We start from the raw sequence: 14,413 nt of genomic DNA, 5'->3' as shown, positions 1-14,413 counted from the left end.
CTTCCATCATTTAAATGATTTGTTCATTTTAGGGGAATGAAATGGCTCACATCCAGATATGTTTTTCCATTGGCGGTAATTACACTGGCCATCAGCCTCTGTTTGCAGTGTGCATGGATTAGACAGTTGTACGTGGCACAAAAAAAATCGGTTTCCACAGAATTGGAATCCATAGTCAGTGATGCCTCCAAGCAGATAACCTATCGAAGTATCGCTAAAGGACACGAAAAAAGTGGCCGTTTCCAACAGTTTTTCCTTTCTCAGGAGTGGTTAGCATTAAGGCAGGCCTTTGACGAACTAAAGGTTGATAATTTGCGAAGCCAGTTCCATTATGGGATTACCAATGATAGCTCGGTCGTAGAAATGAAAATGTCGTTTCTTAATGATGCTAAATTAAAATTCGATCATAAATCTTCAGCTGTCACTAATGGAAAATCGCAACGGGAAGTTTTATTGCAAGATCAGCGTGACCTAAAGATAATGGATAGTTTGGTAAACCATCGGCTGGATCATTTGGGTTGGCATATCAATAGAAATTATGCACTTTATGACTATTCGGACGGGAGGTTGATAAAGGGACAGCTGCCTGCTCAAACCGTTTCTTCTTTCGTAAGTGGTAAATATACCTATAACCTTAAGTTTCAGAATAGGTATCAACTTATTGTTCCTTCGATTACCTGGCTGATTGTTTTTCAAATGCGGTATTACCTTATATCATCTTTTCTAATGCTCTTCCTTACGGCCGCAGCCTTTTACCTGCTTATCAGGCTGATGAAAAACCAGCAGCTTTATGCACAGGCGAAGTTAGCGTTTACCAGTAATATGACACATGAGCTACAGACCCCGATTTCAACAATTTCGGTAGCCCTGGAGTCCATAAAAAAATATCATTTAATAGACCAGCCGGAAAAACTGGAGAATTACATTAATATCAGTGTCCACGAATTACAGCGTTTGCAGGCCATGATCGAAAAGGTGCTTAAACAGGAGCAGATGGATCTGGGAGAAACAAAATTGCAGTTCAGCCTGATTGATATACAGCCAATAATCCAACAGGTCATTCATGCGATGGAGGTACAGGTACAAGAGAAAAATGCTTCGATTATCTTTTTGCCGATAGATGAACCGTTATTTATTAAAGGCGATGCCATGCATATTTCGAATGTTTTTTACAACCTGATTGATAATGCGGTAAAGTATTCTTCCCCTCATGCTAGAATTGATGTTTCCTGTAGTATTGCTGGTAATCAGTTAACAATCAGTTTTAAGGATAATGGCCCCGGGATAAATGAAATTTATCAGCAGCAGGTTTTTGAGCGCTTTTTCAGGATTTTTAATCAGGATAACATACATAACGTAAAAGGATCTGGTTTAGGTCTTCACTATGTAAAACAGGTGGTAGCGTTGCATGGTGGCCGTGTTGAGTTGTACAGCAAAGCAGGAAAAGGATGTAATTTTATGGTTATTTTGCCTTTGTATGAAGAAAATTAAGGTTTTGTATGCAGAAGATGAGCCATTTTTGGCACGTATTGTTTTTGATGGCTTAAGCAGTAGCGGTTATGGCGTAAACCTGGCTTTGGATGGACAACTGGCCTGGATGCAATTTCAGGAAAACAAACCCGATATCTGTATCCTCGATATCATGATGCCGCATAAAGACGGTTATACGCTGGCTGCCGAAATCAGGAAATCGGACCCTGATATTCCGATAGTATTTTTAAGCGCAAAAGCACTTACCGAAGATGTAGTGAAAGGGTTTAAAAGCGGGGGAAATGATTACCTGAAAAAGCCATTTAGTATTGATGAATTGCTGGTGCGCATGGAATCACTTTTAAACAGGTTTGGTGCAGTGAATAAAGATGAAAATGAGCTGGATAAAAAATACCGGTTCAGAAACTGTGAACTCGATCCTGTTGGCCAAAAGCTTAAAACTTCTGTTGGCGAATATTCGCTGTCTTATAAAGAGACCGTTCTGCTCGAATTGCTACTAAAGAACCGCAACAGCATTTTGGAACGTGAGGATGCATTGATCAAAATTTGGGGTGAAGATAGTTTTTACAATGGCCGTAGCATGGATGTTTTTATGGCGCACCTTCGCAAGCTGTTAAAAACCGAACCTGAAGTTCAGATCATGAGTTTAAGGGGAGTGGGTTATAAGCTGATCTGTTGATTGATATTGAATGAAAAAATGTTTTAACTTTTGTTTAGTTAAAGGCTCATAGCTAAAGTGCTTAGGATATTTTGCTTTATATGCCCAACATTAATTAACAAGTGCCGATCATAATAGACTACTATTTTGATACTGACATACTACCCCAAATGTATTACTTTAACTCAGATTATGAATTTTACATTTACATTTTTGTTTTATTTATTAGATTTAGATATGTTTACCCAAAATTGAAATTTAATATGAAAAAATTATTTATTATCGCTTTTGTTATTTGCATTGGAATCTTGCATACAAACAACGTTTCTGCTCAGGTTGGTCCAGGTGGAGGATCTGGAAATTCTATTTTCGGATTAGGATTTAATAAGGTCTCAACTGTTTGGTGGCCACTTGAAAGTGTTGATTACAATGCTGGTTTCAAAGCCGCATTTAATGATATTGATGCCTTTACCGTGACTTTGGCTGATGTAGGGACAGTATGGGTACAGGAAACTGTTAATGGGAAAACGCAAACGGTAGCTAAGAAATCTTTTCAGATTTCCGGCCCCGCCTATGATGATTTGTTAGAAATGATCCAGGTTTACTATGACAGATCTGAAAATCCTTTGATGGGAAGCCCGGATTACAGAAGAGGATTGTTCGAAGCAGCAAGTACGTGGTCGTCAATATCTTTAACTGTCGTTGTTCCATGGTAAACATTTAAAATTAAATAAGAAATTATTTTAAGGTCGGAACACTTGCTTTCGACTTTTTTTATAAAAAAAATGGGCAAATAAATATCCAATAATCATTTTTATTTTTTAAAAGTGGTATATGAATAGCTTCTAAAATGATTAAATTAATTAACAGAAGAATCGATAAGTTCTTTTGTAATCGATAAACACTTAAGTAGGTTTTTATTGTCAAAAAGAAGGGTGATAAAACGATCATCCTTCTTAAAATACAATTTTAAACCTCTGGGATATAGACTGCCTTCTCCCAGCTTTTCTTTCCTGATTTTATACTTACTGAACTTTAATATGCTTTCTTGAGGACTTGTCTTATTCATTACCAGATTAAATGGCAGGCCCGCTACCTCAATAGGTTGATCATCAGCTACGATAAAAAACATTTCTGTAATGGTTTTGTCTTCCCTTAGGTTACAGTATAGTTCCAGCCCTGATTTGGTTAGCCATTTTGCATAGGCATCGTCGTTGGCATCCTCATAGAAAACAGCTTTCACACCTAATACTGCAGAGATTTTCTCTGGCGTTTGAGGGAAAATAAACTCCTTATTTTTATTTAAAAGGGTTTTAAGTCCGGCATTTTGCTGTGCAAATGAAAATAATGACAAAAGCTGAAAGAACAATGTCAATTTATACGCGATCGTTTTCATAGGGTAGGGGAAATAAATATTAGTGTAGTTTTACAACAATTGTTGCTGGTGAGCGGCTGCTATTAGTTCGGCCACATTCTTCACTTCGAATTTCTGTATCAGGTTTCTCCGGTGCGTATCTACTGTCAGCGGACTTAAAAATAGTTCCTGGGCAATATTCTGACTCGTTTTTCCTTCTGCTAAAAGTGATAGGATCTGCTTTTCCCTTCTGGTGAGCTGTGGCGTATTGCGCAACTGGTTTTTAGTCGGACGGCTGATAATTTCAACTACTTCCTTACTGTAACAGATATTTCCTGTTACTGCTGATGCAATGCACTGCCGAAGTTCATCAAGTGAGCTGTTTTTGAGCAGGTAGCCACTGGCACCGTTCTGTATGGTTTGCATAATAATACTCCGTTCTGTATGGTTGCTCAGAATGAGTATGGTGATGGTGGAAAATCTTTCTTTGATCATCTGGCAAAGGTCCATTCCATTGATATCCGGCAGGGTGACATCCAGCAGTATCAGATCTACCGGGTTGGTGTTTAAATAAGAAAGTAGCCCGGTGCCGTCTGAAAAACCGCCTACAATTTCCAAATTATCTTCATTTTTAAGCAAGGTTTTCAGTCCTTCAATAACAATAGGGTGGTCATCTACAATAACCGTACGCAGTTTATTCATTGATATTGGTTTTAAGTTCTATATCTATACTTGTTCCCTCGCCAGGAGCAGAATGCACTTCAAATTTCCCTTGCAAAAATGCGATACGGTTCTTCAGGTTATCCAGCCCCATTCCCTTCTTCTCCGAAAGCGTGGCCATATCAAAACCCCGGCCATTATCTTCAAAAGTGATGAAAATAGTATTTTCGTTTTGGCTGCACTGCAGCAGGATGTTATCTGCCTGCGCATGCTTGATTGCGTTAGAGATAAGTTCCTGCACAATCCGGTAAATATTGAGCTGCACATTCATTGCAATATTTTTTTGAATGCCAAACATTTCAGAGGTTATGCGTAATCCATCACGCATATAGAACTCACAAAGATCTTTCAATGCCGTTTCAAGCCCAAATTTAAGTAGCGTATCCGGCACCATATTGCGGGCAATGCGACGTAACTCCGTAACTGAAGTATCTAGTTGTCCGATAATGCGATGCAGGTCCTTATCGTTCGAGATCGCCGGTTGGGTATCTGTCCAGCCTGAAAGACCAATTTTCACACCCGATAGCATTCCGCCTAAGCCATCATGAAGGTCCCGGGCCACCCGCTCTCTTTCCAACTCTTCACCTTCAAGCATGGCTTTGGTAATCTTCAGCTGTTGTTTTCTCTCCATTTCATTCAGCTGTTGCTTGTAATTAATCTCTTTTTGTTCTGCCAGTTTGCGTCGGTTCCGTGCGGTGAGCAGAACGAATACCAATAAAAGAAGCAGAAAAAGGCATCCTAAACCAAGTATAAACTTATACAAACGTTCGTTGCGGGCATTAAGCTGTACCTGCTTATTTTCCGATTGCAGGGTCTGTATTTTTTGCTGATTTTTCGCGGTTCTATATTTCGTTTCCAGTTCATTGATTTTTACCTTGGTCTGGTTATTGGTTATGCTGTCATTGCTCTGCCGGTATTTACTTAGCCAGCGGTATGCCTCTTTATAATCCCCCAGCTTTTCATTTACTTTGGCCAGTTCCGAATAAAGCATGGCCCGGTCATTAATTTTGGCAGTTAAAGTACCTTCCTTAATGATATCCAGTAAAATTTGTCTCGCTTTTACATAGTCTTTTTGCTGCTGATAAATCTCATATCTGCGGAAGAAAAACTGTTGATAGAGTTGTTTCTGGTTGTATTTCTTAGCAAGCGTAATGCCTTTGTCTATACTTGCAAGTGATTTGTCAAATGATGATTTTGTGAAATAGTAAAGCGATTCATTATAATAGTATAGCGGATAATTTAAAGAGGAAGGATAGGGCTTTAGTAACTGTTGTGCTTTTTCCAAAAGTACATGAGCCCTGTCGGCCTTGTTATCGTAACAGTAGATACTTACCCCGGTAAGATAGGAAAATAACAGATCGGTATCAACAGCGCCTTTTTTTTCCAGTAAAGTTATGGCTTTTTCATTATAAGCTGCCGCTTTCGAAAATTGGTAGTTATTCATCAAAATAGTGGCAAGCTGTGTATAATAATAGGCAATACGTTTTGGGTCGCCGGTTTTCTCTATAATGGGAATAGACTTTTCCAAAGTTATTTTTGTGATAAAATCATAACCCATTTTATCTACGTTCATGATAGCGTAGTTATACCAGGATGCAGCCTGCTTGGCGTAGGCAATTTTCGTGTTAAATGGCGAAAGTGCTTCTGCTGCTCTTTTAAAAGCATCGGATGCTTTCGGTTTATTCCAGTTGAAATAATATTGTCCTTTATAGAAAAGTGCCAGTGCATTTAAATATTTATCGTTTTTTGCGGCAGCAGTACCTGCTTCCAGATAAGCTTTACTTTTCAAGGTATCTTTGAATTTCCAATATTCTACTAAGAGAAAATTCGTATTTGCTCTTGAACTGTCTGGAATTTTTTTCTGTAGAATATGCTTCAGGCTGTCGAGATAATGCTGCTCATTAAGCGGAACCTGTTGTTGGCCAACAGATTGAAATGAGATCAAAATCGCTATCAGGAATAAAAAAAATCTGGTCATGCTTTAAAATTTACACCATTTGCCAGGCTGAAGAGGAGCTGATCTCGCCAGTAAGCAAATTTATCGTTAAATATCATACATAATTCTTTACCCGCCATCATTTCATCCTGTAGTAATGAAAAATACCTGAAAACCAGTAGAAGAAAAACGGTAAAAACCGGTATTTCTTTTGGCCAATACTTGCAATAGCTTTGCCCTTATACCATAAATAGCATAAAACTATGAAAATATTATCCTCGAGAGCTTTTTTAACTAAAGCTAACCCGATCCGAAATCCATCTGGCAGTTTTTGGGCAATCCTTTGTTTGATCATGATCATCACATGCCTTTCGGCATGTTCAAAAAAAGATGACGGCGTTGGTGAAACTACCGGCGATTATTATCTCCGTGCAAAAGTGGGCGGTAAAGCGATCAATTTCTATAAAGTTAATTTTCAGGGCGGTGGCAATGATAACCGGTTCGAGCATATCGTTATTGGTGGTCATGAGACTTCTTATCCGGCATCGGGACCCGCCTCGCCTTCTTTGGACTTTGAGATCTGGAAAATTGGCGGCAATATTACCCCGGGTACTTACGCTACACCTGGAGAAAATATGATCGCACGTTATGCTATCCAGAAAAGTGATGGCACGCTGATTTACAATACTTCTTATGGCGACGATGTATTTACCGTGAAAATTGAGGCCATAAGCAAAACCGGTATCAAAGGAACTTTTTCCGGTACGGTAAGAAACCTGGCCGGAGAGGCCATCAGCATTACCGATGGTACATTTAATCTTCCTTACGAAACAATTATTAATCCTTAATATCAATATCATGAAGCTTAAAAAATATGCCCTTACACTTTTTTGTATGTTATCAGCAATAACAGCGATTAATGCCCAGTACAAAGAACCAGAGAAAAAAGATAAAGCAGAGATCTTCCGCCCGGAAATGCCTTTCGACTCTTTGCTGGCAAAAAAGATGCTGGCTAAAGGCACGGCCGTTATCAAGGGGGTTGCCTATACCAAGCAGAAACATCCGTTAGGCTATAGCGTTCCTTTTTCTCCGCGCATACTTGCCAATAAAATTACCGTGGTTCTACTCCCCGTAACACCTTATTTTGAGGAATGGTACCGACTAAGAAAAGATAAAGAGAATATCAAAAGAAAACGCTTTGTTTACCTCTCTGACCAAGCTTACCGTTATAGATTAGAAGCCATCACCAATAGCGACGGTGAATTTACGTTCCCGGATATGAAGCCAGGTAAATATTTTTTACAAGGTATGTTAGATTATACGCTAAGAGGTACTTATAATGCCTATACAGGTTCGGGTTATAACGATTATGGCGGAAGAACGGATTATTATCAGAAGAAAGAATATTTCAAAAATATACAGGACCGCATTGAAACATTTGTGGAGGTAAAGGAAAACGGCGAAATAGTTAAGGTCAAATTACACTAATTGATAACTCATAATCTCCAGTCCTATGAAAACGGCAAAAATAAATATAACAATAACAATTTTAATACTATTGATTTCAAGTATTGAGGTACATGCCCAACTCGGCGGATTGTTTGAAAAGGCCAAAGCGAAAGCTGAAAAAGCTCTTGAAAAAAAGATTGACAAAAATGCCGCATCTAAGAAATCTAAAACAGCAATTAACTCAGGAAGCGGCAATGTTGCTATTGGGGATTCGGTTCTGTTTGCAGAAGATTTTTCTTCATTTGAAACCGGTGCGACAGCCAATAGTTTCAAAACAAACGGTGTAGCTAATATTGTAACCATGAATGGTCAAAAAGGTAAATGGATGGATGTAAAAGATAAGGCAATTTATAAATTTTCCCGCCAGTTCAATTACCCTAAGCAATTTACCTTATCTTTTGATATCATTGCAAAAGCAGATCAGATCAAAGACATTGCTCCAATGTCGTTCGGCTTTGCTGGCGATAACAGTGTCAGCCAGTACGACAGCAATATCGGGACCTATGTACAACTGCATTATTACGATACCGATCAGGTAAATATCGGCAGTGATAAGCCTAAAACATTCGTGAGTACCACCTTTGACCTCGAGCCATGGCTCAACCGTCCACTGCATGTTGTGTTATCGGTAAATGGTGATCGAATGGCGGTATATCTTGATAATGTTAAACTTGCCGATACTGTGCTTTTCAGTCCTACAGCGGCTAAAAACTTTTATATCTCGGCACCATGGCAATATGATAATGATGCGAGAGTACTGGTTAGTAATTTTCAGGTTGCTGGCTTTACGAAATAGTCATTACGGAATCCCAAAAAAACCGTATTCTAGACGGATAGTGTAGCGGATTGAAGAGATCTTTGAACCGGGTTATTGAAATGTAGTTAAAATGATGGGAATGCTAAATCAGATAAAATTAAATGAACCAATCATGAAATTTTTAATTTAAATTTAGACATCAATTATATGAAGTATTACAGACACATCCTTCTTTTTTGCTCGGTTACATTATTGCTTGTTGCAAATGTTTATGCACAGGGTGATACCTCAGGAAGCACGAACATTGATAGCCTAATTACAAAACGAATGGCTGAAAGTGGTATTGTTGGACTTGGTGCAGCCATTATTATTGATAAAAAGGTAGCCTGGAAAAAAGGATACGGATTTTCTGATCGGGAAACGAGAACCGCTTTTACTACCTCGACTTTAATGAACATCGCTTCGGTTTCCAAAACGGTAACTGGTGCCTGCCTCATGAAAGCAGTAGAGCAGGGTAAACTGTCACTAGACGTGGATATCAACCATTATCTTCCATTCCAAATCCGAAATCCATATTTTCCCGATGCTAAAGTAACGCTGCGAAATTTAGCTACCCACACTTCAGGACTGACTGATCGATATCCCTTTTATACCGATAGTCTTTACTTTAACGGAAAAGATTCGCCACAGGAACTGGGTAATTTTCTTCAGCAATATTTTATGTCGGGCGGGCAGTATTATTCGAATGAAAACTTTCTGAACCATAAACCCGGAACATTCCGTGAGTATTCCAATATCGGGGCAGCGCTGGCAGGTTATATCGTGGAAATCAGAACTGGTCAAAAATTGAACGAATACAGTAAAAAATACCTGTTCAATCCTTTGAAAATGAATGATACTGGATGGTTTTTGTCAGAAATAGAGTTGAAAAAACATACCAAACTTTACGAGAAAAAGGATCATAAAATTCAGGAAATCCCTTTGTATGGTTGTACCACCTATCCTGATGGTGGCGTGCGCAGTTCGGTAGATGACTTGACCCATTTCTTCATTTGTCTGTTAAATGATGGAAAATACCAAAACAGGCAGGTGCTTAAGGAAGAAACGGTTAGAGAAATGCTCAGGTTTCAGTTTGATGAAACCAATACCCCTGAAAATGTGAAACCTAAAACATTAAACTCAGGTATTTTCTGGGCAACAAAAATGGGAGCAAAGAGGATTGGCCATAATGGATCTGACCCTGGAGTAAGGGTTTTTATGCTTTCTGATCTTAATAAAGAAGTCGCAGTTATCTTATTTAGCAATACTTCTTTGAGCGAACAGGAAGAAAATAAATTCTTCGAAATATATGAAGATCTTTATCGCTATGGCCTCGAAATTAAAAAATAAGAGATTAAATTGTCTTAACCATATATGAAAAAAATCCTGTTGCTGATCTTCATTTCTCTTTTGCACTGCGCCATAAAAGCGCAGGAAGTACTTGAGCCATCCTCAAAAAATCATCCTGAATGGTCAAAACCTTTCCCGCCATTTCGCATTGTGGGTAATCTCTATTATGTAGGCACAGCCGACCTGGCTTGTTATCTCATCGTTACGCCAAAAGGAAATATCCTCATCAATACCGGACTGGCATCGTCTGAGAAGATGATTAGGGAAAGCATCAAAACGCTGGGTTTTAAGCTTTCAGACACTAAAATCCTACTGACTACTCAAGCTCATTTTGATCATTTGGGCGCCATGGCTGCTATCAAGAAATCGACAGGAGCCAAGTTTATGGTTGATTATGCAGATGCGCAGGTAGCTGCTGATGGTGGCCGCTCTGATTATGATCTGGATGGTAAGGTTTCAGTTTTTAAACCAGTCAAAATAGACCGCATTTTGCACGATAAGGATATCATCAGTTTTGGAGGAATGGAATTAATCATGCTTCACCACCCCGGACATACCAAAGGCTCTTGTAGTTTTTTGTTCACAGTAAATGACCAAACCAGAAAATACAGGGTGCTAATCGCCAATTTACCAACTATTGTAACAGACAGAAAGTTTACAGATATTCCGGCTTATCCGCATATTGCAGAAGATTACGCTTATACGTTACGCAGTATGAAAGACTTAAAATTCGATCTCTGGGTAGCCTCACATGGTATCCAATTTGATCTCCTCAAAAAACACAAACCTGGTGATTCCTATAATCCGGCTGCTTTTATGGATGTGAAAAACTTTTATGATTATCTGGATGAATTGCAGGTGGAGTATGATAAGAAAATAGCGAAATAGGTCGTCATCTCTTCATCTGGTTTATTATCTATTGATTCCGTTTTTAATGGTTAGTTTACCGAATGTATTGGTTTTTAGATCAATAGCATAATTTTATCCAGATATGATATCCGGAATATATTTCGTTAAAGGAAAGATCAGATGAATCATGAAAGTTTTCACGTTGTTTGGGTCGGAAGAGGTAAATTTATGTATGCGCTGACCTCCTGACCTATCTCTGATCTCTTAGGGGGGCTTTAATTGCAGGGCTACCGGAGTGGCAGCCCTGTGATAGTTAGGATATCATTGCTCTGGAGAGAAATGGGCGCTTAGTGCAGTTGAGGCAGCGCTAAAGAAGCCCCCTACGATGGTACTCATTGTTTTAAATGCAGTTGTATCTTCAAAGCCGAAGCCGATTTGCAAAAGCAGTTCCACCCGGTTGTCGTCCATCACGCTCACTTTAAATGAACCGGTATAGTCGCTGATCCCTGGTACCCCGGTAGCCGTGTAACTGTAGCCATAAGGGGCATGTTCAACCAGTGTTTCTGTTATTTTGATACTATTGGGTAATGTAATCGATCTCACCTTGCCGTCTATAATGAAAGTGTCCCAAAAAGGTTTTGAGAAATCACAGGTATAGGCGGCCACGAGGTCTTTCATTCCTGCGGCGAAAATCCATCTCTTTTTGATATTGAACGTTCTTCCATCGGGGATCACCTGTAAAGGGATATAAAGCTCACCGTAAACCAGATCGGTGATCGCGTCAGTATCCATAATTCCCTTGGTATATTTGACTACCCATCTTGAATTTGCTTTTGTACGGTCTTTTTCTTCTGGTTGACAGCTCACTTTGATATTCATTTCCCGTTCAATCAGATCATAAACCGGATTATCGCTTTCCGATGATTTCAGAACACCGCTTACCGAGTGGCCATAGTTGAGCAAGATCGAAAGCCAGCCCACAGTCGTTCCTCTTGGTACTGTAATCAGGAATAGGCGTTCGGCGTATGAAATTAACTGATCAACCTTATTCTGATCCAAGACTTCTCCGTTGTTCAGAAGCAGGTTCAGTTCTTCATATAAAACATCCGCCCTGCTGGCCAGGTAGGTAGGTGGCCCCTGCATCATCGCTTTGGTGTACGCTGCAGGAAGATGGGCGATCAGCCAAGTCGGAATATCATCCAGGTCGGAATCAAATCCCGTTGGCCACCGGGAAGTTTCCACCCGCTGTAATGGATCCATTTCGAGCAAAGTTTTGTCCTCATTATAAATTTCACGCTGGAAGATATTCCGGTGCTGATCATCAGTAATCGAAATGATAAAGGGATCAATCGGTTCCCCGTCTTTTGATACCAGATGGTTATCCCCGTTTAAGAAAGGCCTTATGCCGTTCTTTTCAAGCAGGTTTAGGCGTAGGGGAGTACCTTCACTAAGTACCTTCGAAGCATCATAATTCACCAGGTCGTTTAGTCCGTTAACCTCCAGGTACTGTTGTACACCGGATGTCTGCACTGCACCTGTTGATTGCATGATCTGTAAAGGTACGTATCCGGCCGTTGCCCCGCTGTCAGCTGTTACCTGTAGCGTAAGATCAATGATATTAACACCTATAGGTGGTAATTTTTCCCTTGGTTCCCTGAGGATATTTTTTTGTCCGGGAAGGTCTTGCCATACCAATGCGCGGTCAAGCGTCCGTTCCCCGTCTGCGGCATGCAGCATATGCGTTCCAGTACAGCCTGACTCATCAGTCGGTGGATCTGGGTCTGTTGAAAGCTGGACCAGGCCAAAACCGCCGAAGCGTAGCCTGAGTACCAGGGTGTCTTCGAATATCCTGTCCTGTTCATTCGGATTTTTGGGTTCATTTCCAAGCATGGAAGGGTTTTCACTAAACATTCCCGCATCTGGGAATTCCTGCTGATAGCTCAGGTCGGGCATAGTGTTTGAATAACCGCCATGCTCGCGGAAAGGGAACTGTTTTTCAAATTCATTTAATCTCGACAGTCCGGAAAGCCTGGTGATGATCATATCTGCCTGGTAACCGCTGAAATTGGCTTTTATCACCTCAATCTGCTCTCTGGCCCAATCGGCTACATTAGCCAGTACGCGAAGCGCCAGATAATCAATCTGTTTATTGATGGTCTCGCTGCGTTCCGTATCTGAAAAATAGTCGGCCAGCTGCGTCGCGTCTGTTGGTAAACCGGGTAGGGCATCCTTGTCGAGCCTGAACATTGCTTTCAGGTCAACCGGAAAAAAAGATATGAGTTCTAAGAACGGTCGGATAGAAAGAGACATCATCGGCCAGGTGGCGATCATCTCAATTGCCAGTCTCCTGTCTTTGTCGGTCTCCCAGAGTTTGACTTCATAAATCCGGGAAAGCCATGACAGCATCACCAGGTAACAGGCATTGAATTGTTTGGGCATTTCGGTTACCATTTTTCTTAGGGAGTTGTTGCCCATATCTATTGGCAGCGGATCCCGGTTTGCATTGAAAGTAGTACCCACATTTTTGCAGAGCTCTTGTTCAAATTCCATGTCCATATAGATCATCGCAAATCTGTACAGGTGTGATTGGCGACAGAGTTCTGCATCGGCAAGCCATGGAGGCGTGCTGTATCCTTTGGTCCGGGCATTTTTTTTGTCTTTTTTCCAGGCATCAAGGTATTGTCTTGTTCCGCCAATTTCGGCTACTTTGGCCAGAAAACGTTCTGCTGTGGCTTCGAATCCTTCAAATCCTTCTCCTTCCTCCACAATTTCTTTTACGATGCTTTCTACATTTTTAAAGTAACGCAATGCATGTTGTGCATTGGCCGTTGAAAATTCGGTGTAGTTTTTGCTCCTGTACACAGGGCCAACGGGTAGAAATCCCTCACCGGCTGCAAAACCCTGCATTTCGTTGTTGAAACCCAGGTTTGAATTTTTAACCTTTCCGGTGTCGAAAGCCTGCTGGTAGAGGGGAAGGATTCCTTTGGTATAAAAATCGCCGATTGACTGAAAACGAACATATTTCAGGTCTTCCTCGGCATCGGGCAAGGTTTCCAAAAGAGCAGCCTTTAACATCGCCTCATCACTCGGTGCCAGGTTGAGGTAGATATCGTTCAACGCTTTTTTCATGTCGTCTCTCTTTTGCTGGTCGGCAATGTTGTACAGGATCCCTTCAAGATGAAAATCCAGTTCAAATTCGTAGAGCTTCTGGAATAGTGCTTTGTTTTGATCACCGAATGGGTTGGAATCCTGTAAAGAATCTGTGGATTCAAAAAGAATGAACTGTTTGATCTGCTTACTGGTTAATCCCTCTAGTGGGATCTCGGTACCCTCATCCTGGGTATCGCCGGGCTGGTAAATGTCCCAGTTGGAGATAAACCAGTTTCCAGTCTCTTTTTTTCGGTCTGGCAGGGCAAAGCTTGGCGACTTATCAAGCGCGCGCAGTAAGCACTGTACGTAGTGGAGGTGCATCATCTCTTCGTGCGAAACGCCGAGGATACTCTGTTTCCACTGGCGGGCCTTTTCAAATTGAATAGCTTTCCTTAGGTTGGGTTTACCATTACTCAATAAGGCAAATTCTTCCGGCAGGCTTTTAATGGTTGATGCCGTATACAGATAAGTATCCAGCAGGCAATGTTCAAGCTTGGAAGCCTGATGCAACATGCTCACGAGCATGTTTAATTCATTGTTTTTCATGGAGCGAAATTGATTAAGAATGTTTTTTTTATTTATCTGGTTAAGTATATATTT

Annotated in this window: 12 protein-coding genes; 8 read left to right on the top strand and 4 right to left on the bottom strand. The window is 40.5% G+C overall.

Annotation, left to right across the window (positions count from 1 at the left end):
- Positions 1–36 precede the first annotated feature (36 nt).
- From DV942_RS01415 to DV942_RS01405, 3 genes are all read left to right on the top strand, one after another.
- The gene (locus DV942_RS01415) at positions 37–1,491 is read left to right on the top strand and encodes a sensor histidine kinase (protein WP_145854654.1); all 1,455 of its coding nucleotides are present in this window, start codon (positions 37–39) and stop codon (positions 1,489–1,491) included.
- Complete coding sequence (locus DV942_RS01410) at positions 1,478–2,170, top strand: response regulator transcription factor (RefSeq protein ID WP_145854652.1); 693 nt, start codon at positions 1,478–1,480, stop codon at positions 2,168–2,170. The genes DV942_RS01415 and DV942_RS01410 overlap by 14 nt, the downstream gene beginning before the upstream one ends.
- Positions 2,171–2,412: 242 nt before the next feature.
- On the top strand, positions 2,413–2,865 hold the full coding sequence (locus tag DV942_RS01405) for a hypothetical protein (protein WP_145854650.1): 453 nt from the start codon (positions 2,413–2,415) through the stop codon (positions 2,863–2,865).
- Between the two features lie 143 nt (positions 2,866–3,008).
- On the opposite strand, the gene DV942_RS01400 is transcribed toward DV942_RS01405, so the two are convergent.
- The 3 genes from DV942_RS01400 to DV942_RS01390 are packed head-to-tail and all read right to left on the bottom strand — an operon-like array spanning position 3,009 to position 6,201.
- Complete coding sequence (locus DV942_RS01400) at positions 3,009–3,545, bottom strand: hypothetical protein (RefSeq protein WP_145854648.1); 537 nt, start codon at positions 3,543–3,545, stop codon at positions 3,009–3,011.
- Positions 3,546–3,575: 30 nt separating this feature from the next.
- Positions 3,576–4,205, bottom strand: a complete 630-nt coding sequence (locus DV942_RS01395) for a response regulator (protein WP_145854645.1) — start codon at positions 4,203–4,205, stop codon at positions 3,576–3,578.
- Complete coding sequence (locus DV942_RS01390; protein ID WP_145854643.1) at positions 4,198–6,201, bottom strand: tetratricopeptide repeat-containing sensor histidine kinase; 2,004 nt, start codon at positions 6,199–6,201, stop codon at positions 4,198–4,200. The genes DV942_RS01395 and DV942_RS01390 overlap by 8 nt, the downstream gene beginning before the upstream one ends.
- Positions 6,202–6,422: 221 nt before the next feature.
- Between DV942_RS01390 and DV942_RS01385 the strand changes: the two genes are divergently transcribed.
- The 5 genes from DV942_RS01385 (at position 6,423) to bla (ending at position 10,702) form a co-directional block, all read left to right on the top strand.
- A complete protein-coding gene (locus DV942_RS01385) occupies positions 6,423–7,007 on the top strand; it encodes a hypothetical protein (RefSeq protein ID WP_145854641.1) in 585 nt (194 codons plus the stop codon).
- 10 nt (positions 7,008–7,017) lie between these two features.
- A complete protein-coding gene (locus DV942_RS01380) occupies positions 7,018–7,647 on the top strand; it encodes a carboxypeptidase-like regulatory domain-containing protein (protein ID WP_222431144.1) in 630 nt (209 codons plus the stop codon).
- Between the two features lie 25 nt (positions 7,648–7,672).
- Positions 7,673–8,464 carry a hypothetical protein gene (locus DV942_RS01375; RefSeq protein ID WP_145854638.1) on the top strand — a complete coding sequence of 264 codons (792 nt, stop codon included), beginning with the start codon at positions 7,673–7,675 and terminating at the stop codon, positions 8,462–8,464.
- Positions 8,465–8,632: 168 nt separating this feature from the next.
- Positions 8,633–9,814 (top strand): serine hydrolase domain-containing protein, encoded by a 1,182-nt coding sequence (locus DV942_RS01370; RefSeq protein WP_145854636.1) that lies wholly within the window; start codon positions 8,633–8,635, stop codon positions 9,812–9,814.
- Between the two features lie 24 nt (positions 9,815–9,838).
- Complete coding sequence (bla, locus tag DV942_RS01365; protein WP_145854634.1) at positions 9,839–10,702, top strand: subclass B3 metallo-beta-lactamase; 864 nt, start codon at positions 9,839–9,841, stop codon at positions 10,700–10,702.
- 282 nt (positions 10,703–10,984) lie between these two features.
- Here the strand turns inward: bla and DV942_RS01360 are convergent, their stop codons facing one another.
- Complete coding sequence (locus tag DV942_RS01360) at positions 10,985–14,359, bottom strand: ferritin-like domain-containing protein (protein ID WP_145854632.1); 3,375 nt, start codon at positions 14,357–14,359, stop codon at positions 10,985–10,987.
- Positions 14,360–14,413: the final 54 nt, after the last annotated feature.

The sequence above is a fragment of the Pedobacter suwonensis genome (assembly GCF_007833675.1).
GTDB classification, from domain to species: Bacteria; Bacteroidota; Bacteroidia; order Sphingobacteriales; family Sphingobacteriaceae; genus Pedobacter; species Pedobacter suwonensis.
This window is presented reverse-complemented; position numbering and strand designations above follow the sequence as displayed.

What these genes read in the sequence shown, in the direction of transcription:
- DV942_RS01385 (WP_145854641.1), top strand. Translation starts at nt 6,423, where the DNA reads ATGAAAATATTATCCTCGAGAGCTTTTTTAACTAAAGCTAACCCGATC.
- DV942_RS01360 (WP_145854632.1), bottom strand. Translation starts at nt 14,359, where the DNA reads ATGAAAAACAATGAATTAAACATGCTCGTGAGCATGTTGCATCAGGCT.
- DV942_RS01415 (WP_145854654.1), top strand. Translation starts at nt 37, where the DNA reads ATGAAATGGCTCACATCCAGATATGTTTTTCCATTGGCGGTAATTACA.
- DV942_RS01370 (WP_145854636.1), top strand. Translation starts at nt 8,633, where the DNA reads ATGAAGTATTACAGACACATCCTTCTTTTTTGCTCGGTTACATTATTG.
- bla (WP_145854634.1), top strand. Translation starts at nt 9,839, where the DNA reads ATGAAAAAAATCCTGTTGCTGATCTTCATTTCTCTTTTGCACTGCGCC.
- DV942_RS01395 (WP_145854645.1), bottom strand. Translation starts at nt 4,205, where the DNA reads ATGAATAAACTGCGTACGGTTATTGTAGATGACCACCCTATTGTTATT.
- DV942_RS01410 (WP_145854652.1), top strand. Translation starts at nt 1,478, where the DNA reads ATGAAGAAAATTAAGGTTTTGTATGCAGAAGATGAGCCATTTTTGGCA.
- DV942_RS01390 (WP_145854643.1), bottom strand. Translation starts at nt 6,201, where the DNA reads ATGACCAGATTTTTTTTATTCCTGATAGCGATTTTGATCTCATTTCAA.
- DV942_RS01375 (WP_145854638.1), top strand. Translation starts at nt 7,673, where the DNA reads ATGAAAACGGCAAAAATAAATATAACAATAACAATTTTAATACTATTG.
- DV942_RS01400 (WP_145854648.1), bottom strand. Translation starts at nt 3,545, where the DNA reads ATGAAAACGATCGCGTATAAATTGACATTGTTCTTTCAGCTTTTGTCA.
- DV942_RS01380 (WP_222431144.1), top strand. Translation starts at nt 7,018, where the DNA reads ATGAAGCTTAAAAAATATGCCCTTACACTTTTTTGTATGTTATCAGCA.
- DV942_RS01405 (WP_145854650.1), top strand. Translation starts at nt 2,413, where the DNA reads ATGAAAAAATTATTTATTATCGCTTTTGTTATTTGCATTGGAATCTTG.